Source organism: Nitrobacter sp. TKz-YC01 (assembly GCF_047824785.1).
Lineage (GTDB): Bacteria > Pseudomonadota > Alphaproteobacteria > Rhizobiales > Xanthobacteraceae > Nitrobacter.
Map to the genome: position 1 here is coordinate 3,873,480 of NZ_CP181167.1, position 19,286 is coordinate 3,892,765.

Below are 19,286 nucleotides of genomic sequence, written 5' to 3' on the forward strand. Positions count from 1 at the left end.
ATTACATCGCCCTGCATGGCCATTCGCGAAATAATCATCCTTCCGGACAAGCAGTTGCGCCTCGTATCCAGGCCGATCGAAAAGGTCACGCCGGAGATCCGCAAGCTCGCTGACGATATGTTCGAGACCATGTACGATGCGCCCGGCATCGGGCTCGCGGGTATCCAGATCGCGCAGCCGTTGCGCATCATCACCATGGACCTCGCCCGGCGCGACGAGGACGGCGAACTTAACCCGCGGCCGCGAATTTTCATCAACCCCGAAATCCTGTCGGCGTCGGAGGAACTGTCGGTCTACGAAGAAGGCTGCCTTTCGATTCCGGAATATTACGAGGAGGTCGAGCGGCCGGCGCGGGTTCGGATTCGTTTCACCGACCTCGACGGCAAGGTGCAGGAAGAGGATGCCGAGGGTCTTTTCGCCACCTGCATCCAGCACGAGATCGACCATCTCAACGGCATGCTGTTTGTCGACCACATCTCGAAACTGAAACGCGACCGCGTGATGAAGAAATTCACCAAGGCCGCCAAGCTCGCCGCGAGATAGAAGCGGCTTTTGCCGCGCGGACAATCAATGAGATGCCGCTTCGCCTGATTTTCATGGGCACGCCTGATTTCGCGGTGCCGACCCTGGAGCAACTCGTGGACCACGGCCACGAGATCGCAGCCGTCTACACCCGCGAAGCAAGGCCCGCCGGCCGCGGCATGAAGCTGCAACCAACTCCGGTGGCGCGGCAAGCGCAGCGGCTCGGCCTTCCCGTGCTGACGCCGAAAACGCTGAAGACGCCGGAGGCGCTGGATCAGTTCCGATCGCATGGAGCGGACGCCGCCGTCGTCGTCGCCTACGGCCTGATCCTGCCGCAGGCGATCCTCGATGCCCCGCGATACGGCTGCTACAATCTGCATGCGTCGCTGCTGCCGCGCTGGCGCGGCGCCGCGCCGATCAACCGCGCCATCATGGCGGGCGACGCCGAAAGCGGCGTCATGGTCATGAAGATGGATGCCGACCTCGACACCGGCGACGTCGCCCTGACCGCGCGGCTCCCCGTCACCGATACGATGACGGCTTCCGATCTGCATGACGCGCTGGCGCCGCTGGGGGCAGATCTGATGGCGCGAGCGATGGACGCGCTGGAGCGCGGCGAGTTGCGCCTGACGAAGCAGAACGAACAAGGAGCCGGCTGTGCCGTCACCTACGCCGCCAAGATCGACAAGGCCGAGGCGCGCATCGACTGGAACACTCCTGCGCGCGAGGTGCTGCGCCACATTCATGGCCTGTCGCCGTTTCCGGGCGCCTGGTGCGAGATGCCGATCGACGGCGAGCCCATACGCGTGAAGATCCTGCGATGCGAGCTGGCGAAGGGCGCGGGATCCCCGGGGGACCTTCTCGACGGTCGCCTGACCATCGCGTGCAAGGATGGCGCGATCCGCGTTCTCGAATTGCAGCGCGCGGGAAAGCCTCCGATGAAGGCCGACGCCTTTCTGAACGGCACGCCGCTGACGCCGCCGCTGCGGCTCGTCTGATGCCGCGCTACAAGCTCACCATCGAGTATGACGGTGGTCCCTTCTGCGGCTGGCAGTACCAGACCAACGGGCCATCGGTGCAGGGCGCGCTGGAGGCGGCGGTCAAGGCGATTTGCGGTGATGATGTCCGCGTGCACGGCGCGGGCCGCACCGATGCCGGCGTTCATGCGCTGGCGCAGGTGGCGCATTGCGACATCGCCAGGCATTTCATGCCGGACCGCTTGCGCGACGGACTCAACGCGCATCTGCGGCCGCATCCGATCGGCGTGCTCGAAGCCGAGATCGTGCCCGACAGCTTCGAGGCGCGTTTTTCGGCACGCAGGCGACACTACATTTATCGCATCGCCAATCGCCGCGCCAATCTCGCAATCGAGGTGGGCCGGGTCTGGCGCGTGCCCCGGGCGCTCGATACCGAGGCGATGCATGATGCCGCGCACCGGCTGCTCGGCAAGCACGATTTCACCACCTTTCGCGACACCGAATGTCAGGCCAAATCGCCGGAAAAAACGCTCGACCAGCTCGACGTGATCAGGAAAGGCGACAATGTCAGCATCATCACTTCGGCGCGCTCCTACCTGCACAGCCAGGTGCGCTCGATGGTGGGCTCGCTGGTGTGGGTCGGGCATGGCCGCTGGAGCGCCGACGATCTGTCCGGCGCGCTGGCCGCGCGGCGGCGCGAAGCCTGCGGGCCGGTGGCGCCGCCCGACGGATTGTATCTTGCGCGGGTCGATTATGAGGGGAGTATTCCCCTCAGGCGGGATCAATGATCGCCGTCATGCGCGAACTTGTCCGAGCTCCGTCCTTCACCGAATCCGTTCCAGCGTATCCCAGAACAGGCCCTCGCCGTCCTTCACATTGGCGGTCCAGTCCTGATGCGCGAGGTCGTTGGCGTCGTCGGTGATGAACTTGAACGCGCGCCACGGCAGGCCGTGACGCCGGCACACCTGCGCGACCGCGAACAGCTCCATATCCACGATGTCGATGTTGTTCTCGATCAGCCATGGATCGGAGCTTGTGACAAAGCTGTCGCCGGTGCCGCAAACAACGCCGGCCTGCCCTGACCTCAGAAGATCAAGCTCGGGAGCAAACGGCGTGCGTCCGCGCGGCGCCAGCGGCATCGCCATCATGTCGCGCTGGATAACGACGGATACTTCGACAAGACCCCGGAGCGTCTCGTTGATCTTTCCCGCTGTCCCGTAGTTGATGACAAGATCCGGGTGCAGCGTCAGCAGCGCCAGCGTGGCCGCGCTCGCGGCATTGATCTTGCCGACACCGGTGTAGATCACCCTGACGCCGTCAGGAACCCGCGCTCTGCCGAGTTCATCTTCAATGGCGGTGAGAACGAGAATCTTGCTCATGCGAAGTAACGGTCCAGCACGCCGCGATAGACCCGCGTCAGCTTTTCGAGATCAGCAACCGGGACGCGCTCGTCGATCTGGTGCATGGTCCGCCCGACCAGACCAAACTCGATCACCGGGCAATAGTCCTTGATGAAACGCGCGTCCGACGTGCCGCCGCCGGTGCTGAGCTCCGGTCTGCGGCCGGTGACCTCCTCAACGGCCGCGGCCACGAGATCAGTGAACGGGCCGGGCTCGGTCAGGAATACGTCGGCATTCGAAGGCTCCCACACGATGCGGGTCCGGATGCGATGACCCGAGGCTGCCGCGACACGCGCCTCGACCAGCGCACGAAGTGATTGCTGATTGTGATGATCGTTGAAGCGGATGTTGAACCTCGCGCGCGCCTGTCCGGGAATCACATTGGCCGCCGGATTGCCGACATCGACCGAGGTGAATTCCAGATTGGAGGGCTGGAACTGGGCGCTGCCCTGATCCAGCGGCTCGCTCACGAGCGCGGTGATCAGCGCGGCGATATCCGGAACAGGATTCGAGGCGCGGTGCGGATAGGCGACGTGACCCTGCACGCCATCGACATACAGCGTGCCGGACTGTGAACCGCGGCGGCCGATCTTGATGCAGTCGCCGAGTTCTTCAACATTGCTGGGCTCGCCGAGCACGCAGTGATCGAATTTCTCGCCGCGCGCGTCGGCCCATTGCATCAGCTTGACGGTGCCGTTGACGGCGATGTCTTCCTCGTCGCCTGTGATCAGGAACGAGATCGAGCCGTTGCCGTCTTTTCCCGGCTGGCCGCCATGCGCCGCCAGATAGTCCAGCGCGGCCGCGACGCCGCAGGCGATCCCGCCCTTCATGTCCACCGCGCCGCGCCCATAGAGCAAGCCATCAACCACATCGCCCGAGAACGCGCCACGGGTCCACGCGGCTTCATCGCCTGGAGGTACGACATCGGTATGACCCGCGAACACGATGTGAGGGCCGGTCGTGCCGATGCGGGCATGGAGATTGTCGATGTCGGCGGCGCCCGGTTCGCTGAAGGTGATGCGGCGGACATCAAAGCCGGCGCCCTTGAGCAGCGCCTCGAGCACGCCCAGCGCGCCTGCATCCGCCGGCGTCACCGACGGGCAGCGGATGAGATCGCGAGCGATGGAAAGCGCGTCGTTTTCCATCGTCGTGATCAGTCCCTCAGCAGTTCGTTGATCCCGGTCTTGGAGCGCGTGCGTTCGTCGACGCGCTTGACGATGACCGCGCAAGCGGTGGACGGACCGGGCTGGCCGTTTTCCAGTGGCTTGCCCGGCAGCGCGCCCGGCACCACCACCGCGTATTCCGGCACTTCGCCCATGAAGATCTCGCCGGTCGTGCGGTCGACGATCTTGGTCGAGGCGCCGAGGAAAACACCCATCGACAGTACCGCGCCCTTGCGCACGATCACGCCTTCCGCCACTTCCGAGCGCGCGCCGATGAAGCAATCGTCCTCGATGATCACGGGCCCGGCCTGCAGCGGCTCCAATACGCCGCCGATGCCCGCGCCGCCGGAGATGTGGACCCGCTTGCCGATCTGGGCACAGGAGCCCACCGTGCACCAGGTGTCGACCATGGTGCTCTCGTCGACATAGGCGCCAAGATTGACGAACGACGGCATCAACACGACGTTCCTTGCGATGAAGGCAGAGCGGCGCACGATCGCACCCGGCACGGCGCGAAAGCCGGCGTCACGAAACCTGCTCTCGTCCCAGCCCTCGAACTTCGACGGCACCTTGTCCCACCAGGCCGCCCTGCCCGGCCCGCCGGGAATGACGCTCATGTCGTTGAGGCGGAACGACAGCAGCACGGCCTTCTTGAGCCACTGGTTGACCGTCCACCTGCCGTCGGCCGTACGCTCGGCGACGCGCGCCTCGCCCTTGTCGAGCAGGCCGAGCGCATGATCGACCGCTTCGCGCACCTCGCCTTTGGTCGCGGGAGTGATGGTCTCACGCGCGTCGAACGCGCCGTTGATGATGGTTTCGAGCGATGCGGTAGGCATAGGGTTTCTGCGCCTTTACTACCCAATGACAGTTTGTCAACCGCAGCTGTTCTCTTGGACGAAGGCAGCCCTGTCAAGCCGGGCGCGCCGTCAGCCTCGCCAGAAAACCCGAGAGATCGTCGGTGATGTGATCGACGTGCGGCGCCCCGCCGCGGCCTTCCATCTCCCAATCCTCGCGAACGACCTCGCGTGTGCCGTCCGGCACCACCAGCACGGTCGTCATGCCGAGTTCATGCGGAACGACGAGATTGCGGGCCAGATCCTCGAACATCGCGCTTCGCGCGGCATCGACCTGGTGCCGTTCGAGAAAGCGACGATAGGTCCGCGGTGACGGCTTCGGCTCCATCTCCGCGGCAATGATGTCGAACACGGCCTCGAAGTGATGGCCGAAACCGAGCCGCTCCAGCACCTTGCCGGCATGGGCGGTCGAACCGTTGGTCAGGATCAGCTTGCGGCCCGGAAGCCTTCCGATCGCCGCGCCCATCGCCGGATTGGGATCGAGCGGCGAATGGTCGATCTGATGGACGTAAGCGAGATAGTCATCGGGCGAGACGCCGTGCTCGGTCATCATGCCGCGCATGCTGGTACCGAAGCGCTTGTAGTAATCTTTCTGAATACGCCGGGCCTCGACGGGATCGACGTTGAGAAACTGGCCGATATATTCGCCGATCCGCGCGTCGACCTGCTGCCAGAGGTTGACGTGATGCGGATAGAGCGTGTTGTCGAGATCGAACACCCATGTGTCGATATGACTGAAATCGCGTTGAGGATGTCGCTGCGCGCCGGTCACTTGTGAATCAGCGTTCCCGTGCCCTGATTGGTGAAGAGCTCCAGCAGAACCGCGTGAGGGGTTTTCCCGTCGATGATGACGACGCCGCTGACGCCCTGTTCAAGCGCGTAAATGCAGGTTTCGACCTTCGGGATCATGCCGCCCGAAATCGTCCCGTCGGCGATCAGCTTGCGCGCGTCGCTGATCGATAGCTCCGGAATGAGCTTCTTCGACTTGTCGAGCACGCCGGGAACGTCGGTGAGAAGCAGGAGACGCTTGGCCTTCAACGCGCCGGCCACCGCGCCGGCGAAAATGTCGGCATTGACGTTGAACGTCTGGCCGCCTTTCGAGGTGGCCAGCGGCGCCAGAACCGGAATCAGTTCATGGCCGATCAACTGATTCAGCAGCGTCAGATCGACCTTTTCGGGCTCGCCGACAAAGCCGAGATCGACCACCTTCTCGATGTTGGAATCGGGGTCCGCCAGCATCCGCGTGGCCTTCGCGGCGGAGACCATGTTGCCGTCCTTGCCGCAAAGTCCGACGGCCTTGCCCCCGGCCTCGTTGATGTAGCCGACCAGTTGCTTGTTGATCGAGCCGGCAAGCACCATCTCGACGATTTCGATGGTCGCGGCGTCGGTAATGCGCAGGCCGGCCGCGAACTCTGATTTGATCCCGAGCCGTTGCAGCATGGCGGCGATCTGGGGGCCCCCGCCATGCACCACGACCGGATTGATCGCGGTCTGCTCGAGCAGCACGATGTCGCTGGCGAACTGGCGGGCGACGTTCTCCGAGCCCATGGCATGGCCGCCGTACTTGATGACGATGGTTTCCTCGTCATATCGCTGCATGTGCGGCAGCGCCTCTGACAGGATGCGCGCCTGATCGAGCGGGCTGATGCGGGAGTCATCGGGCATGAAGCTGGTCTCTCGAAGACGATCTCTAAACCGGAGGGAAAGCTGGTTCTAGAGCATTTTCCGGCGAAGTGGATACCGGTTCGCCGCAAGAAAATGCGACCAGACAATAATTTCTAGAGCATGGTCCGATTCAACTTGAACGGATCATGCTCTAGTCGATCCGCGGCAGGGCCGCAAAGCCGGCTTCGGATCAGGACTGGCCGGAACGGGACGCCGCGCGAGGCAGGACCGCGGCGATCGCGAGCAACAACCAGCTCACGATCATCAGCGTTCCTCCGGTCGGAGCGGCTCTCGGGAAAAGGTGATGTTCGAGGAACTGACGCACCATCATGTCCGCGCCGAACAGGACCGCGCCCGTGACAAAGCCGCCGGCCGCCAGGAGGCCGATGCGCGGACGAATGATCTGCCGATCCGCCAGCAGCACCGCCAGCATCGCGGCGGGGGCGTGAAGCGACAGCATGGATGAAGCCGAGAGCGCAAGTCTGCCACCGTCCGCGGTGTGAGCGGCGACCGCCCCCAGGATGACGCCGGCGGCGCCCATCAGCCCCGCCGCAATGACGATGATTCGAAACCAGCCGGGGTGCGTCATCGACGATGCTCTCCTATCAGGCGGGCCATGGCGGCGCGCAGTTCCGGGATTCCGTCGCCCACCCGTGACGAGGTCACCAGCACATCCGGAAACGCCGCGGGGTGGCTGGCAAGCTGCGTCCTGGTGGCATCGATACGTTCCGCCATTTCAGCAGCCTTGACCTCGTCGGCCTTGGTCAGCACGACCTGGTAGCTCACGGCGGATCGGTCGAGGGTGCCCAGAACAGTCTTGTCGATGTCCTTGATGCCGTGGCGCGCATCGATCAGGACATAAACGCGCGCAAGCGTCGCCCGGCCGAGCAGGAAATCGTGAATCAACGACGTCCATGACGCGATTCTGGCCTTCGGGGCCGACGCAAAGCCATAGCCCGGCATATCGACCAGCCGGACATCGGCGCCCTTCGGTCCCTCGAAGAAGATCAACTCCTGGGTTCGTCCCGGGGTGCGTGACGTGCGCGCCAGCGTGCCGCGGCCCGTCAGCGCGTTGATCAGGCTGGACTTGCCGACATTGGAGCGTCCGGCGAATGCGACCTCGAGGCCAGCCATCGGCGGCAACGTTTCGATCGACGGCGATGCCCAGATGAATTGCCAGTCCCCGGCGAACAGCCTCCGGCCCTGCTCGATCAGTTCCGCGTCAAGGCCGGTTGTCATATGAAGAGGCCTCCCCGGCATGGCCGTCCGCATTCGCGGCAGGACTGGCCGATCGTTCGCGGAGCGGCTGGATTCGAGAACGTTCTCGCCGGGCATTGGATGGCTTCGTCCGTCATGCTCCCCCGCAACGATCGCAAGGCGGAGCCCCGTCTATGTGGTCTTCGCCGGCTTGTCGGAGGATTTGCGGCGGAAGGTCGACTTCACGTTATCGAACAGCTCCACCTTCACGCCGTTGCGGCGCATGATGTAGCTCTGCTGAATCACCGACAACGTGTTGTTCCACGCCCAGTAGATCACAAGACCGGCCGGGAAAGCCGCGAGCATGAAGGTGAAGATCACCGGCATCCAGTCGAAGATGATCTTCTGGGTGGGGTCCGGCGGCGTCGGGTTCAGCTTCATCTGGAACCACATCGTGATGCCCATGATGATCGGCCACGCGCCGATCGCCAGATAAGGCCCGATCAGCGGCACCACGGAGGGATCGTACGGCAGCAGTCCGAACAAGTTGAAGATGTGGGTCGGATCGGGCGCCGACAGGTCCTTGATCCAGGCGAAGAAGGGCGCGTGACGCATTTCGATGGTCACGAACAGCACCTTGTAGAGCGAGAAGAACACGGGAATCTGCAGAAGCACCGGAAGACAGCCCGAGATCGGGTTGATCTTCTCCTTCTTGTAGATTTCCATCATCTCCTGCTGCAGCTTCATCCTGTCATCGGGATAGCGCTCCCTCAGCGCGTTGATCTGCGGCTGGATCGCCTTCATCTTCGCCATCGACGCGTAGGATTTGTTGGCAAGCGGGAAGAACACCAGCTTGATCAGCACGGTCACGACCAGAATGGAAACGCCGAAATTACCGAACACATGAAAGAAGAAGTCCAGCGCCAGGAACATCGGCTTAGTGATGAAGTAGAACCAGCCCCAATCGATCAGCAGGTCGAAGTGGTTCAGGCCGAGCTGCTTGTTGTAACCGCCAAGCTCCGCCAATGGAAAATTGAGGCCGACGACGCCGGCTTCCTTGGCGCCTGCGAAAAGCCGCGTGCTGACAGCCCCTGTGCCGCCGGCCGGGATCGTCCGCGCATCCTCCAGATAGTCGGTCTGGTAGGTCCTGACCGAACCCGCCTGATCGGACGAAAAGCGCGCCTGCAATCGCGCGCTGGTGTCGGGAAGCAGCGCCGCGGCCCAATATTTGTCGGTGATGCCAAGCCAGCCGTTGGTGACATTGAAGGTCACCGAGCCGGCTTCGTCGATATTCTTGTAGGAGTATTCCTGCAGCTTCTGATCGCCGAGATAGCCGATAAGGCCTTCGTGCAAAATATAGTAGCCCGAGATTTCGGGCGTGCCATGGCGCGAGATCAGCGCGAACGGGTACAGCGTCACCGGCGCGCTGCCGGTGTTTGTGACCTCGTCTTTTATGGTGAACAGATACTGATCGTCCACCGTGACGATGCGACGGAACGTCAGCCCTTCGCCATTGTCGTATTTCAGCGTGACCGGGGTGGACGGGGTCAGCGCGCCGGATCCTTCCTGTTGCCACAGGGTGCTCCGGTCCGGAACCCGGACGGTCGATCCGGTGCCCGGAACCCATCCGAACTCAGCGTAATAAGGAGAGGCCGTGCCGGAGGGCGAGAACAGTTCGATCGCGGGAGAAGCGGGATCGACCGTCTCACGGTACTTGGCCAGCAGAAGGTCATCGATGCGCGCGCCGGTCAGCGAGATGCTTCCGCTGAGGCGCGGGGTATTGATCTGGACGCGCGGCTTGGACGCAATAGCGACATCACGGGCAACCACCGCCGATCCTGCGGCGGATTGACCGGGCGCTGCGGTATTCGGCGCAGCCTCGCCCTGTGACTTGCTCTGGGACTTGGCAAGCTCGCTTTGCGCCTGGTGCGCGGCGCGGTCCTTCTCCATCTGCGGGATGTTGTAGAAATACTGCCAGGCGATCAGCACGAGAGCCGACAGAACGATAGCGATGATGGTATTGCGGTTCTCAGACATCGTTCAGGGTCTCGTCACTCGGTTCGGGTTGCGGCTGGATGCACCGTTGATGCCGCCGATTTGACGCCGCATTCATCCTGAATGCCGGCGGTCGAGACGCTGAAGCGCCGAACGCAAATCATCGAGCATCACTGCGAAACGGCGGTTCAGCGCGGCACGGCGGCCGATTATCACATAATCGCTGTGCGGTCGCATGGATACGGCATCCACGTGCTTCACCAATTCGCGAAGTCTGCGGCGGATGCGATTTCTTTCGGGCGCGGAACCATTTTTCTTGGTCACCGTGAAGCCGACCCGGATCGGACCGCCATCGTGGCGGCAACGATTCTGCATCACGAAGGCAGGTGTGCTTACGCGCGGCCCATGGGCAGCGGCGAGGAAGTCCGCCCGCTGCCTCAACCGGTCCATGATGATTCCCGGTACGATCCGCTCAGGCGCTCAGGCGCTTGCGGCCCCGCGCGCGCCGCGCGGCGAGAACCTTCCGGCCGCCGGTCGTCGCGAGGCGGGCACGAAAGCCATGACGCCGCTTGCGTACCAATTTACTGGGTTGATAAGTCCGTTTCACGGGAGTCTCCGCTGACCGGGCGCGTCGCCTGATGTTGAGGTTAAGTCCGGCAATGCCGCCCGAACCGAGCCGTTTTCGGCCCGGACAAGCCGCCCCGGCTGAAACCGGGCCGTCACGGACAATTGGCGCGGCTTATACGGGAGCGGCCTCTTTTCGTCAATCTTGCCCTGTATCGTTTCGAGATCCCATCAAACTGGCCAACCTGTCGCGCCGACCTATATTACACGGGTGTTCAGGAAGCGTTTCCTGAGGCCCCCGTCGTCCGTTTCAGGAGCGCGGATCACGGTCAGTTTGCCGCAGGGCTCGCAGAGGACTTACCTGAAGAGGACTTGCCCGTGCCACAGGCGATCGAACAGCTCCGGATTCAAGCCGCGCGGCTGTCGTTGCGCGGCCGGCTCGGCCTGTCCGGCAAGCTCCTGCTGCTGACGATCCCGCTGGTCATGATCGCTGAAGTCCTGATCTACGTCCCGTCGATCGCCAACTTCCGGGTGAACCGGCTCAATGATCGGCTGGCGGCGGCGAACACAGCCGCGCTGGTGCTCGACGCCGCGCCGTCGGGCATGGTGCCCGATTCGCTCGCGCGACAGATTCTCGGCAGCATCGGCGCGCGGGCGGTCGCCATCAAGATGGGCCAGCAGCGACGGCTGCTCGCGAGCGCGGACCTGCCGGCGGCGATCGACCATGACATCGACATGCGCACCATGACGCCGTGGTCGGCCATTGTCGGCTCATTCGAAACCATGCTGGAAAGCGGCAACCAGGCGATCCGCATCATCGGACCCGGGCCACGCGGCGCGCAGTTCATCGAAGTCGTCACCGACGAGGAGCCGCTGCGCCAATCGATGTACCGCTTTTCACGCAACCTGTTGCTGGTCTCGCTGGCGATAGCTGTTCTGACGGCGGCACTGGTCTATCTGGCGCTGCACTATCTGTTCGTCCGCCCTATGCGGCGCCTGACCGCCAACCTCGTGGGCTTTCACCAGAACCCCGAGAGCCCGGCGCGGATCATCGTGCCGTCGCAGCGCGGCGACGAAATCGGCGTTGCCGAGCGTGAACTCTCCGACATGCAGCGCGACCTCGTATCCATGCTGCATCAGAAGAGCCGGCTGGCCGCGCTCGGCCTCGCCGTTTCCAAGATCAATCACGACCTTCGCAATCTGCTGGCGTCCTCCCAGTTGCTCTCCGACCAGTTGGCCAGCGTGCCAGATCCCCGCGTGCAGCGGTTCGCGCCAAAGCTGATGCGCTCGCTGGAACGCGCCATCGCGTTCTGCCAGTCCACGCTGTCTTATGGACGGGCGCAGGAGGCCGCCCCCGACCGGCGCCTGATGGCGATCGAACCGGTCGTCAACGAGGTGCGGGAATCGGCGGGGCTGACGCCGGACGGCTCCATCACCTGGATCAATGCGATCGAGCGCGGCCTCACGATTGATGCGGATCCGGATCAACTGTTCCGCATTCTGCTAAATCTGGTGCGCAACGCCGCGCAGGCTCTGGAGAGCCAGCCGCGAAACGACGCGGCGACCCGGCAAATCCGGGTCGCCGGCCGCCGCGAAGGCGCGGTGTCGATTATCGAGGTTTCCGACACCGGACCGGGCGTCCCGCAACAGGCGCGCGACCACCTGTTCGAGGCCTTCCAGGGTTCAGCACGCCCGGGCGGCAGCGGGCTGGGCCTTGCGATCGCGGCGGAACTGGTACGTGCGCACGGCGGCGACATCCACCTGGTGGAAGGCACCATAGGCGCCACGTTCCGGATAACGATCCCGGACCGCCCGGTGGAACTGCAAACGATCCGTAACGAACGCGTGCGAGCCTGACCGATTTCAGGATCGCCGCGACCCCTTATCACCCGGATTTCAGTTGTTCTGCCGCAAGGTTGACGAACATGCGCGTGCCGCGCCGCTCTCTCCCCGATCGCTATGGGATTTCCTGTCATCCGCCGTTGGTAGCGCCGCGCCGCTTGCAAAGCCGCCCGGGAGCCGTTAGCAATGGCCCGCTTCGGAACGCCTGTTCCGAAATGCAGCGATTTTGATTTCCGCGATTTCCGCCGACAAACGCGCCCGTAGCTCAGCTGGATAGAGCACCAGACTACGAATCTGGGGGTCAGGAGTTCGAATCTCTTCGGGCGCGCCATTTACGAACAAAACTGGGCACTCCTGCCGGAGTTGCCCCATTCCCCATCACAAGCCGCTCTAGAACGTCCCGCCGCCCGTGAATGCGGATTTCCGTGTCGTCGACTTCGACCTGATCGATGACGGAGCGCAGATAGGCACGGCGGAACGGGATCGCGCCGTTTGCGACGTTCTCGCGCATAATGGTGGCGAAGGCGCTGATTTTCTCTTCGGTGATTCTGGTCTCGGGCTGAAGCTCGGCGAAGGCGCGGTCCTTGGCGGCCTTTGCCTGGTCGCGTTCAGTCTTGAGCGATACGAGCCGGTCTTTCAGCGTCGGGTCGGTCGCGTCGGCGATGCCGTTCTCGATGGCTTCATAGAGCCGTGACAGGCGGCTTTCGCACTCTGCCACCTTGTTCTGCAGAGCCGTGAGTCGCTGCGCATGGTCTTCGCTGCGTGAGGCCTGCCGGGCCATCAACCCGCCGAGAATGGCACGGACCCTTTCGGGCGTGAATAGCGATGCGTTGAGCTGGTCAGTGACGATTTGGTCTAGCTTGTCCATAGGGATGGAGCGCCCCGGGCAGGCAGACTTGCCCTGCTGAGCGCAGGTGGCGCAGGTGTAATAGCGGTAGCGACCGGACTTGCCGGTGCGCAGGGTCATGCCGCCGCCGCAGCTGGCGCAGGTCGCAAGGCCCGTCAGGAGAATGGGTCCGGTGACGACACGCGGCGGTGTTTGTTTCGGGTTGCGGGATTTCAGACGGGCCTGCACGGCATCGAACAGGGCGGCGTTGATGATGGGGTCGACAGCGACCATGATCTGGTCGGCTTCAGGCTTGTCTTCCTTTGTCTTCCAGACCTTGCGGTTAAAGCGATACTCGCCCTTGTAGGTCGGGCTGGTCAGGAGGGCGTGGAGCGGGCCGATACCCCACCGCGCGCCGCGCCGGGTCCGGTAGCCCCGTTCGTTCAGGTAGCAGGCAAGGGCTTTCACGCCGAGGGGGCCGCTCGTGCCATTGCCTTCGTGGACAAGGCGGAACATGAGCCGCACCACCTCAGCTTCGACGGCATCGATGGCGAGGCGCTTCTTGGTTTTTGCTCCCCGCTGCTCCGCAGCCACAATGGCGTATCCATAAGGCGCGGCAGCGCCATTCCAGAAGCCCTGCCGGGCGTTCTCCTGCATGGCACGGAGAACGTGCTTTGCGTTTTCCTTGGACTGGTACTCGTCAAACAGGGCGAAGACCTGCCGGACCATGACGCTCATCGGGTCATCGCCGAGGTCTTGGGTGATGCTGACGAGCTTGACGCCATTCTTACGCAGGCGCCGGACATGATATTCCAGCGCGAAATGGTCGCGCGCAAAGCGGCTGAACGAATGGACAATAACGACGTCAAAGGGGGAATCGCCGCCCGCCGCAAGGTCGAGCAGTCGTTGCAGCTCGGGACGGCGGTCGTCGGTCCCGCTTAGACCGGCATCGACAAACTCAATGACGACCTGCCAGCCTCGCGCCTTGCAGAATTCTTGTGCCTGCCGCCGCTGATCCGGGATGGAGAGGTCATTTTCGGCCTGGCGGCCGGTCGAGACGCGCAAATAAAGGGCCGCGCGCAGACTGTCAGTGTTCTTCGCGTCCAGATTCGTGCGGCCCAGAAGCTTCATGACGGCGCCCCCACATTTTCCAGCACCATCGCAGCTGTTTGGGGCCGTTTCGAGTCATCATGCTTGCTGGGGTTTGTTTCCAGCAGGCGCAGTATCTGCGGCATCAGGAATGCTTCGATGGCATCCAGTTCTTCGGCAGTGACGGGCAGATGCTCAAGGTCTTTGCAGACAACAGCAGGACGCGTGCCGTCACTGCCGCCGGCCTTCTGGTCGGCAACAGGGCGCAGCAGCTCGCGATGGCTGGACTGGCGTCCGCGCATCTCCGCGTCCTCGGGAAAGGGTTGGGGTGGAACATCACGATGGCGGCCTATGCTTGGCCGTGGCCCGTTTGAGCTTGTGGTGTTGATTTCCACTGAGAGTTGACCCGGGATTTCCACCGAGAAGTGACCCGCCTTGATGATGTGTTCTGGGTCAGGTTGTCGTCAAGTTGCGCGCTTTCTCCTTTGCGGGTTTTGGCGGTTTCGCGGAACTGGTCTTGAAGCGGAAGCTGTCGTTTCCTGTCTCGACGATGTGGCATCGGTGGGTGAGCCGGTCGAGGAGAGCGGCGGTCATCTTGGCGTCGCCGAAGACGCTGGCCCATTCGCCGAAGCTCAGATTGGTCGTGATGACCACGCTCGTCCGCTCGTAGAGCTTGCTCAGCAGGTGGAAGAGCAAGGCGCCGCCCGAGGCGCTGAACGGCAGGTAGCCGAGTTCGTCCAGGATGACGAGATCGGAGTGGCAGAGGCGCGCTGCGATCTGCCCGGCCTTGCCCTGAAGCTTCTCCTGTTCGAGGGCGTTGACGAGCTCGATGGTGGAGAAGGCGGCGCGAGAACGGCTGACGCTGATCCGGTTGTTCGAAGAGCTTCGCGGTCTGGGCTATGTCGGGGGCTACGATGCGGTTCGTCGATATGCGCGGCGCTGGAGCCAAGAGCGTGGCGCCTCGACCACCTCGGCCTATGTGCCACTGAGCTTTGCACCCGGGGAAGCCTACCAGTTTGACTGGAGCCACGAAGTGGTCCTGCTGAGCGGGGTCACGGTGATCGTGAAGGCGGCTCACGTCCGGCTCTGCCACAGTCGGATGCTGTTCGTGCGGGCCTATCCGCGCGAGACGCAGGAGATGGTGTTCGACGCCCATGACCGGGCGTTCGCACTGTTCAAGGGAGCCTGCAGGCGCGGCATCTACGACAATATGAAGACGGCGGTCGAGACGATCTTCGTCGGCAAGGGACGCCTTTACAATCGCCGCTTCCTGCAGATGTGCAGCCACTATCTGGTGGACCCGGTCGCCTGCACGCCAGCGTCGGGCTGGGAGAAGGGCCAGGTTGAGAACCAGGTCGGGCTGGTCCGCGAACGGTTCTTCACCCCGCGGCTGCGCTTCAAGACGCTGGATGAGCTGAACGCCTGGCTGCTCGATAAATGCATTGCTTACGCCAAAGCGCACCGACATCCGGAGTTCGCGGACCGAACCATCTGGGAAGTCTTCGAAGCTGAGCGACCAAGGCTCGTCCCCTATGCCGGTCGCTTCGACGGCTTCCATGCCGTGCCCGCCTCGATCTCCAAGACCTGCCTGGTGCGCTTCGACAACAACAAATACTCGGTGGCGGCGAGCGCCGTTGGGCGGCCTGTTGAAGTCCAGGCCTATGCGGACCGCATCGTAATCCGCCAAGACGGCCGGATCGTTGCCGAGCATCAACGATCATTTGGCCGCGGCGAGACGGTCTACGATCCCTGGCACTATGTGCCTGTCCTGATGCGCAAGCCCGGCGCCTTGCGCAACGGGGCGCCCTTTAAGGACTGGGTGCTGCCGGCTGCGATCGAGCGTGTGCGGCGAAAGCTTGCCGGCGCCGATGACGGCAATCGGCAGATGGTCGACATCCTCAACGCGGCGCTGACCGACGGTCTGCCAGCAGTTGAGGCCGCCTGCGCCGAAGCGGTCGCTCACGGCGTTCATTCCGCTGATGTCGTGCTCAACATCCTAGCTCGGCAACGTGAGCCGGCGCCACCAGCCAACATCATGACGCCGGCCGCACTGACGCTTCGCCATGCGCCGATCGCTGATTGTGCCCGCTACGACAACCTCCGGAGGACCAACTGATGGAACGAGCCCAAATCTTCGATCTCATGGGTGAGCTCAAGCTCTACGGAATGAAGGCCGCCTTCGACGAGATCATGGTGACCGCCATCAAGCGCCAGCATGAACCTCAGCGCATCGTCGGCGACTTGCTCACGGCCGAGATCAGCGAAAAGCAGGCGAGATCGATCAAGTACCAGCTCACCATCGCCAAGCTTCCTCTCGCCAAGGACATCGCTGACTTCCAGTTCGACGGCACGCCGATCAACCAGACACTTGTCAATGATCTCGCCGGCGGCGGCTTCATCGCCCAGCAACGCAACGTCGTGCTGGTCGGCGGTACCGGCACCGGCAAGACCCATCTGGCCATCGCCATCGCCAGGAGCTGCATCCGCTCCGGTGCCCGCGGGCGCTTTTACAACGTCGTCGACCTCGTCAACCGTCTCGAAAGCGAGACCCGCAACGGACGTCAGGGCCGGCTCGCCGAACATCTGACCCGGATGGACTTCATCGTTCTCGACGAACTGGGTTACCTACCGTTCGCTCAATCCGGCGGCCAGCTTCTGTTCCACCTCATCAGCCGGCTTTACGAGCGCACATCCGTCATCGTCACCACCAACCTCTCCTTCGGAGAGTGGCCCAGCGTGTTCGGCGATGCCAAGATGACCACTGCGCTGCTCGACCGGCTGACCCATCACTGTGACATCGTAGAGACCGGTAACGACAGCTGGAGATTCAAAAGCCGCGACGACGATCAAACAACCCGCGCTCGCACCGTCTCCGCAATCCCGGCCAGCTCCGACGCTGCGAGCGCTACCAGCAAAGCTCGCCGATCAAAGGGGGCCCTTTTGGACGCCGATGGAGGGTCCCGTTCCAACGCCGATTGACAGCTCACATCAGGATTGAGCAGAAAATCGCCGCAGACCACCGCGCGATCACCCGCCTTGAGGCTCGTGTATCGCTTCTGACCGAACAGCTTCCGGCCATTGTCGAAGCTGAAGCAGCGGCTGAGGCCGCAGCCAGGGACGAAGCTCTGCGTAAGCGCGCTGAGGCTTGCCGGAAGGCGAACGCTGTCGAGGCTAAGCAGATTTTGGCCGAGGTCGACAAGCTGTCATCACGGCTGGGTGACCATTTCGCACGCCTCAAAGAAATTGGCGATGAAACGAATAGCGTGAACCAGGCGCTGCATACCAATCCGGTCGCCGACAGAGTCACTTGCTATGAGAATTTGTATCGCAGTCCCCGGGCCGGCCTCTACGAGTTCCCGTTTTCCGAAATCATCCTCCCTCCTGCTTTCTCCGGCGGCAAGCAACATTGGCCCCGGCGGTGAGAGCGGACCTGCGCACCCCGTCGAAAATCGGCGGGGTGGTGGATGGCAAGCTGTGAGGCGACCAAAGTCAAATTAACACAATGTGTTAGCGCTCCATGATAGGGAACACGTGGTGGGAACGATTAACAATCCGAAACCGTAATCCACATGGCTCATTTGCTATTCCAGAATCGGTGGGCGAAAATGGAATTGGAAAGTTCATGAACGCAGCCCTTCTTGCCAAGTCCGATGATGGCCCCGCCATCGCGCCCATTTCGCCGTCACGTGAGATGGGAGCGTATGAGGAATTGTGGCTACAGCAAGGGGCGACGTTCAAGACGATTGCGGACCGATTCGCGGCCGACCCCACAGCAATGCCATCGGATTTTGTCGCCCCATCAGTCGCTGATGCGCGCGCAAAGGAGGTTATGGCGAAACTAGCAAAATCGGGGGTGTCTCGATTCGGTATCCGTATCCACCATGCAGGCAACTATCCGACAAGACTTCGAGATGCGAAGTATCCAGTAGAACTGCTCTATTTCCAGGGCACGTGGGAATTGTCCGAAACCCGCTCTGTGGCTGTGGTCGGAAGCCGTAAGCCGAGTGAGGATGGTATCGCTCGTGCAAAAAAATTGGCGCGTGAGTTAGTCGCACAAGACTTCACGGTTGTATCCGGATTAGCCTACGGCATCGACACGGCCGCCCATACGGCTGCTCTTGAAGCAAAAGGGCGAACCATCGCAGTCATCGGGACGCCGCTCGGTATCTACTATCCGAAAGAAAATACAGAACTGCAAAAACGCATCGCAACCGAGTTTTTGTTGATTTCGCAGGTGCCGGTGCTTCGATACGCGAACCAAGCCGTACCACATAATCGGTTGTTCTTCCCTGAGCGTAACATCACAATGAGCGCGATGACTGAGGCGACGGTCATTGTCGAAGCAGGTGAAACAAGTGGTACGCTAACGCAGGCAAGGGCCGCCCTTCACCAAGGGCGCAAGCTGTTCATTCTCGATTCCTGTTTTCAACGAAAAGATATTACTTGGCCGGCCACGTTCGAGGCCCGTGGCGCAATCCGGGTCAAGAAGATGGACGATATTTGGAAAGCGCTAAGTGTCAGCAGTCCGCTTCCAAAAAATTGACGATCAGAATCGGCAGGATCACTACTACCTCACCGCCGAAGACGAGTGCCTTTTTCTGTATGAGTACACCTCTGGCATGGGGTATGCTCACAGCGAGACGAACTCGCTAATACTAAATCTTAAGAAGAAAAAGAACTCGAATGGATACGTGTGGAAGGGTAGAGCGATCGCTAGTTGCGCCGCAGCGCTTGGCCCCGCGTTCAATCCGAAATGGCTCGCGGATGCCGTTCTCGTACCAATTCCTCCGTCAAAAATAAAAACCGACCCGCTATACGATGACCGCATGACGCAAGTTTGCCGTGCGATCCAATCCTCAGTTCCAATCGACGTCCGAGAGCTGATTGAACAAATAAATTCCACTGCGGCAGTCCATGATGGCGAACGCCTTAAGCCCGAAGAAATTGAGGCGAACTATCGAATCGACGAGAGCCAATGCAGTGCAGGTTCGCCCAAGTATATCGGGATTGTGGATGATATGCTGACGGCAGGCGCGCACTTCCGCGCCGCAAAGAATACGCTTTCAAAACGATTTCCTACCAGCAAGATCACAGGAATTTTCATCGCGCGGCGCGTGTTTTCCGAGCCGGAAATATCCCTCGACGACCTTCTATCGTGACCTTACTCCGGCGGGGTTCTGGCAGTCCGACGA

General features: G+C 62.3%; 20 protein-coding genes, 1 tRNA gene and 2 pseudogenes. 10 read left to right on the forward strand and 13 right to left on the reverse strand.

Features of this window, described 5'->3' with window-relative positions:
* Nucleotides 1-15 precede the first annotated feature (15 nt).
* Genes def through truA form a run of 3 tightly spaced genes read left to right on the forward strand, consistent with a single transcriptional unit; the run spans nt 16 to nt 2,287 of the window.
* Complete coding sequence (gene def / locus ACMYR2_RS18385; RefSeq protein WP_416193442.1) at nt 16-543, forward strand: peptide deformylase; 528 nt, start codon at nt 16-18, stop codon at nt 541-543.
* A gap of 32 nt (nt 544-575) precedes the next feature.
* The gene (fmt, locus tag ACMYR2_RS18390) at nt 576-1,520 is read left to right on the forward strand and encodes a methionyl-tRNA formyltransferase (protein ID WP_347263577.1); all 945 of its coding nucleotides are present in this window, start codon (nt 576-578) and stop codon (nt 1,518-1,520) included.
* Nucleotides 1,520-2,287: a tRNA pseudouridine(38-40) synthase TruA gene (gene truA, locus ACMYR2_RS18395; RefSeq protein ID WP_347263578.1), complete on the forward strand. Its 768-nt coding sequence runs from the start codon at nt 1,520-1,522 to the stop codon at nt 2,285-2,287. Before fmt ends, truA begins: the two co-directional genes overlap by 1 nt.
* A 36-nt stretch (nt 2,288-2,323) precedes the next feature.
* On the opposite strand, the gene ACMYR2_RS18400 is transcribed toward truA, so the two are convergent.
* The 10 genes from ACMYR2_RS18400 to rpmH form a co-directional block, all read right to left on the reverse strand.
* Nucleotides 2,324-2,878, reverse strand: coding sequence for a 5'-methylthioadenosine nucleosidase (locus ACMYR2_RS18400; protein ID WP_347263579.1), 555 nt, complete (start codon nt 2,876-2,878; stop codon nt 2,324-2,326).
* The gene (dapE, locus tag ACMYR2_RS18405; RefSeq protein WP_347263580.1) at nt 2,875-4,044 is read right to left on the reverse strand and encodes a succinyl-diaminopimelate desuccinylase; all 1,170 of its coding nucleotides are present in this window, start codon (nt 4,042-4,044) and stop codon (nt 2,875-2,877) included. The genes ACMYR2_RS18400 and dapE overlap by 4 nt, the downstream gene beginning before the upstream one ends.
* 8 nt (nt 4,045-4,052) lie before the next feature.
* Entirely contained in the window at nt 4,053-4,898 is an 846-nt protein-coding gene (gene dapD, locus ACMYR2_RS18410; RefSeq protein WP_347263581.1) for a 2,3,4,5-tetrahydropyridine-2,6-dicarboxylate N-succinyltransferase, read from the reverse strand.
* Nucleotides 4,899-4,971: 73 nt separating this feature from the next.
* Complete coding sequence (locus ACMYR2_RS18415) at nt 4,972-5,688, reverse strand: pyrimidine 5'-nucleotidase (protein WP_347263582.1); 717 nt, start codon at nt 5,686-5,688, stop codon at nt 4,972-4,974.
* Nucleotides 5,685-6,581 carry an acetylglutamate kinase gene (gene argB / locus ACMYR2_RS18420; protein WP_347263583.1) on the reverse strand — a complete coding sequence of 299 codons (897 nt, stop codon included), beginning with the start codon at nt 6,579-6,581 and terminating at the stop codon, nt 5,685-5,687. Before argB ends, ACMYR2_RS18415 begins: the two co-directional genes overlap by 4 nt.
* Before the next feature lie 190 nt (nt 6,582-6,771).
* Nucleotides 6,772-7,170: a DUF423 domain-containing protein gene (locus ACMYR2_RS18425; RefSeq protein WP_347263584.1), complete on the reverse strand. Its 399-nt coding sequence runs from the start codon at nt 7,168-7,170 to the stop codon at nt 6,772-6,774.
* Nucleotides 7,167-7,820 (reverse strand): ribosome biogenesis GTP-binding protein YihA/YsxC, encoded by a 654-nt coding sequence (gene yihA / locus ACMYR2_RS18430; RefSeq protein WP_347263585.1) that lies wholly within the window; start codon nt 7,818-7,820, stop codon nt 7,167-7,169. The genes ACMYR2_RS18425 and yihA overlap by 4 nt, the downstream gene beginning before the upstream one ends.
* A gap of 150 nt (nt 7,821-7,970) precedes the next feature.
* A complete protein-coding gene (gene yidC / locus ACMYR2_RS18435; protein WP_347263586.1) occupies nt 7,971-9,815 on the reverse strand; it encodes a membrane protein insertase YidC in 1,845 nt (614 codons plus the stop codon).
* Between the two features lie 72 nt (nt 9,816-9,887).
* Entirely contained in the window at nt 9,888-10,223 is a 336-nt protein-coding gene (gene rnpA, locus ACMYR2_RS18440) for a ribonuclease P protein component (protein WP_347263587.1), read from the reverse strand.
* A gap of 22 nt (nt 10,224-10,245) precedes the next feature.
* Complete coding sequence (rpmH, locus tag ACMYR2_RS18445) at nt 10,246-10,380, reverse strand: 50S ribosomal protein L34 (protein WP_006609582.1); 135 nt, start codon at nt 10,378-10,380, stop codon at nt 10,246-10,248.
* A 335-nt stretch (nt 10,381-10,715) separates the two neighbouring features.
* On the opposite strand from rpmH, the gene ACMYR2_RS18450 reads away from it, so the two are divergent.
* Both ACMYR2_RS18450 and ACMYR2_RS18455 read left to right on the forward strand, forming a co-directional pair.
* Nucleotides 10,716-12,194, forward strand: coding sequence for a HAMP domain-containing sensor histidine kinase (locus ACMYR2_RS18450; protein WP_347263588.1), 1,479 nt, complete (start codon nt 10,716-10,718; stop codon nt 12,192-12,194).
* A gap of 239 nt (nt 12,195-12,433) precedes the next feature.
* Nucleotides 12,434-12,510 (forward strand) — tRNA-Arg (locus ACMYR2_RS18455).
* Here ACMYR2_RS18455 and ACMYR2_RS18460 read toward each other — a convergent pair.
* The 3 genes and pseudogenes from ACMYR2_RS18460 to ACMYR2_RS18470 form a co-directional block, all read right to left on the reverse strand.
* Nucleotides 12,481-14,136 (reverse strand): recombinase family protein, encoded by a 1,656-nt coding sequence (locus tag ACMYR2_RS18460; protein WP_416193443.1) that lies wholly within the window; start codon nt 14,134-14,136, stop codon nt 12,481-12,483. The genes ACMYR2_RS18455 and ACMYR2_RS18460 overlap by 30 nt on opposite strands.
* A complete protein-coding gene (locus tag ACMYR2_RS18465; protein ID WP_347263590.1) occupies nt 14,133-14,396 on the reverse strand; it encodes a hypothetical protein in 264 nt (87 codons plus the stop codon). Before ACMYR2_RS18465 ends, ACMYR2_RS18460 begins: the two co-directional genes overlap by 4 nt.
* A gap of 151 nt (nt 14,397-14,547) precedes the next feature.
* Nucleotides 14,548-14,934: pseudogene (locus tag ACMYR2_RS18470) on the reverse strand (ATP-binding protein); the annotation flags it as partial.
* On the opposite strand from ACMYR2_RS18470, the pseudogene istA reads away from it, so the two are divergent.
* The 5 genes and pseudogenes from istA to ACMYR2_RS18495 all read left to right on the forward strand — a co-directional run bounded on the left by istA (nt 14,924) and on the right by ACMYR2_RS18495 (nt 19,253).
* Nucleotides 14,924-16,244 (forward strand): annotated as a pseudogene (gene istA, locus ACMYR2_RS18475) (IS21 family transposase). The pseudogenes ACMYR2_RS18470 and istA sit on opposite strands and share 11 nt — an antisense overlap.
* Nucleotides 16,210-17,073: an IS21-like element helper ATPase IstB gene (gene istB / locus ACMYR2_RS18480; RefSeq protein WP_416192932.1), complete on the forward strand. Its 864-nt coding sequence runs from the start codon at nt 16,210-16,212 to the stop codon at nt 17,071-17,073. Before istA ends, istB begins: the two are co-directional and overlap by 35 nt.
* Entirely contained in the window at nt 17,070-17,516 is a 447-nt protein-coding gene (locus ACMYR2_RS18485; protein WP_416193444.1) for a hypothetical protein, read from the forward strand. The genes istB and ACMYR2_RS18485 overlap by 4 nt, the downstream gene beginning before the upstream one ends.
* Nucleotides 17,517-17,716: 200 nt before the next feature.
* Nucleotides 17,717-18,637, forward strand: a complete 921-nt coding sequence (locus ACMYR2_RS18490) for a DNA-processing protein DprA (RefSeq protein ID WP_297534278.1) — start codon at nt 17,717-17,719, stop codon at nt 18,635-18,637.
* On the forward strand, nt 18,609-19,253 hold the full coding sequence (locus tag ACMYR2_RS18495) for a hypothetical protein (protein WP_297534277.1): 645 nt from the start codon (nt 18,609-18,611) through the stop codon (nt 19,251-19,253). The genes ACMYR2_RS18490 and ACMYR2_RS18495 overlap by 29 nt, the downstream gene beginning before the upstream one ends.
* Nucleotides 19,254-19,286 lie beyond the last annotated feature (33 nt).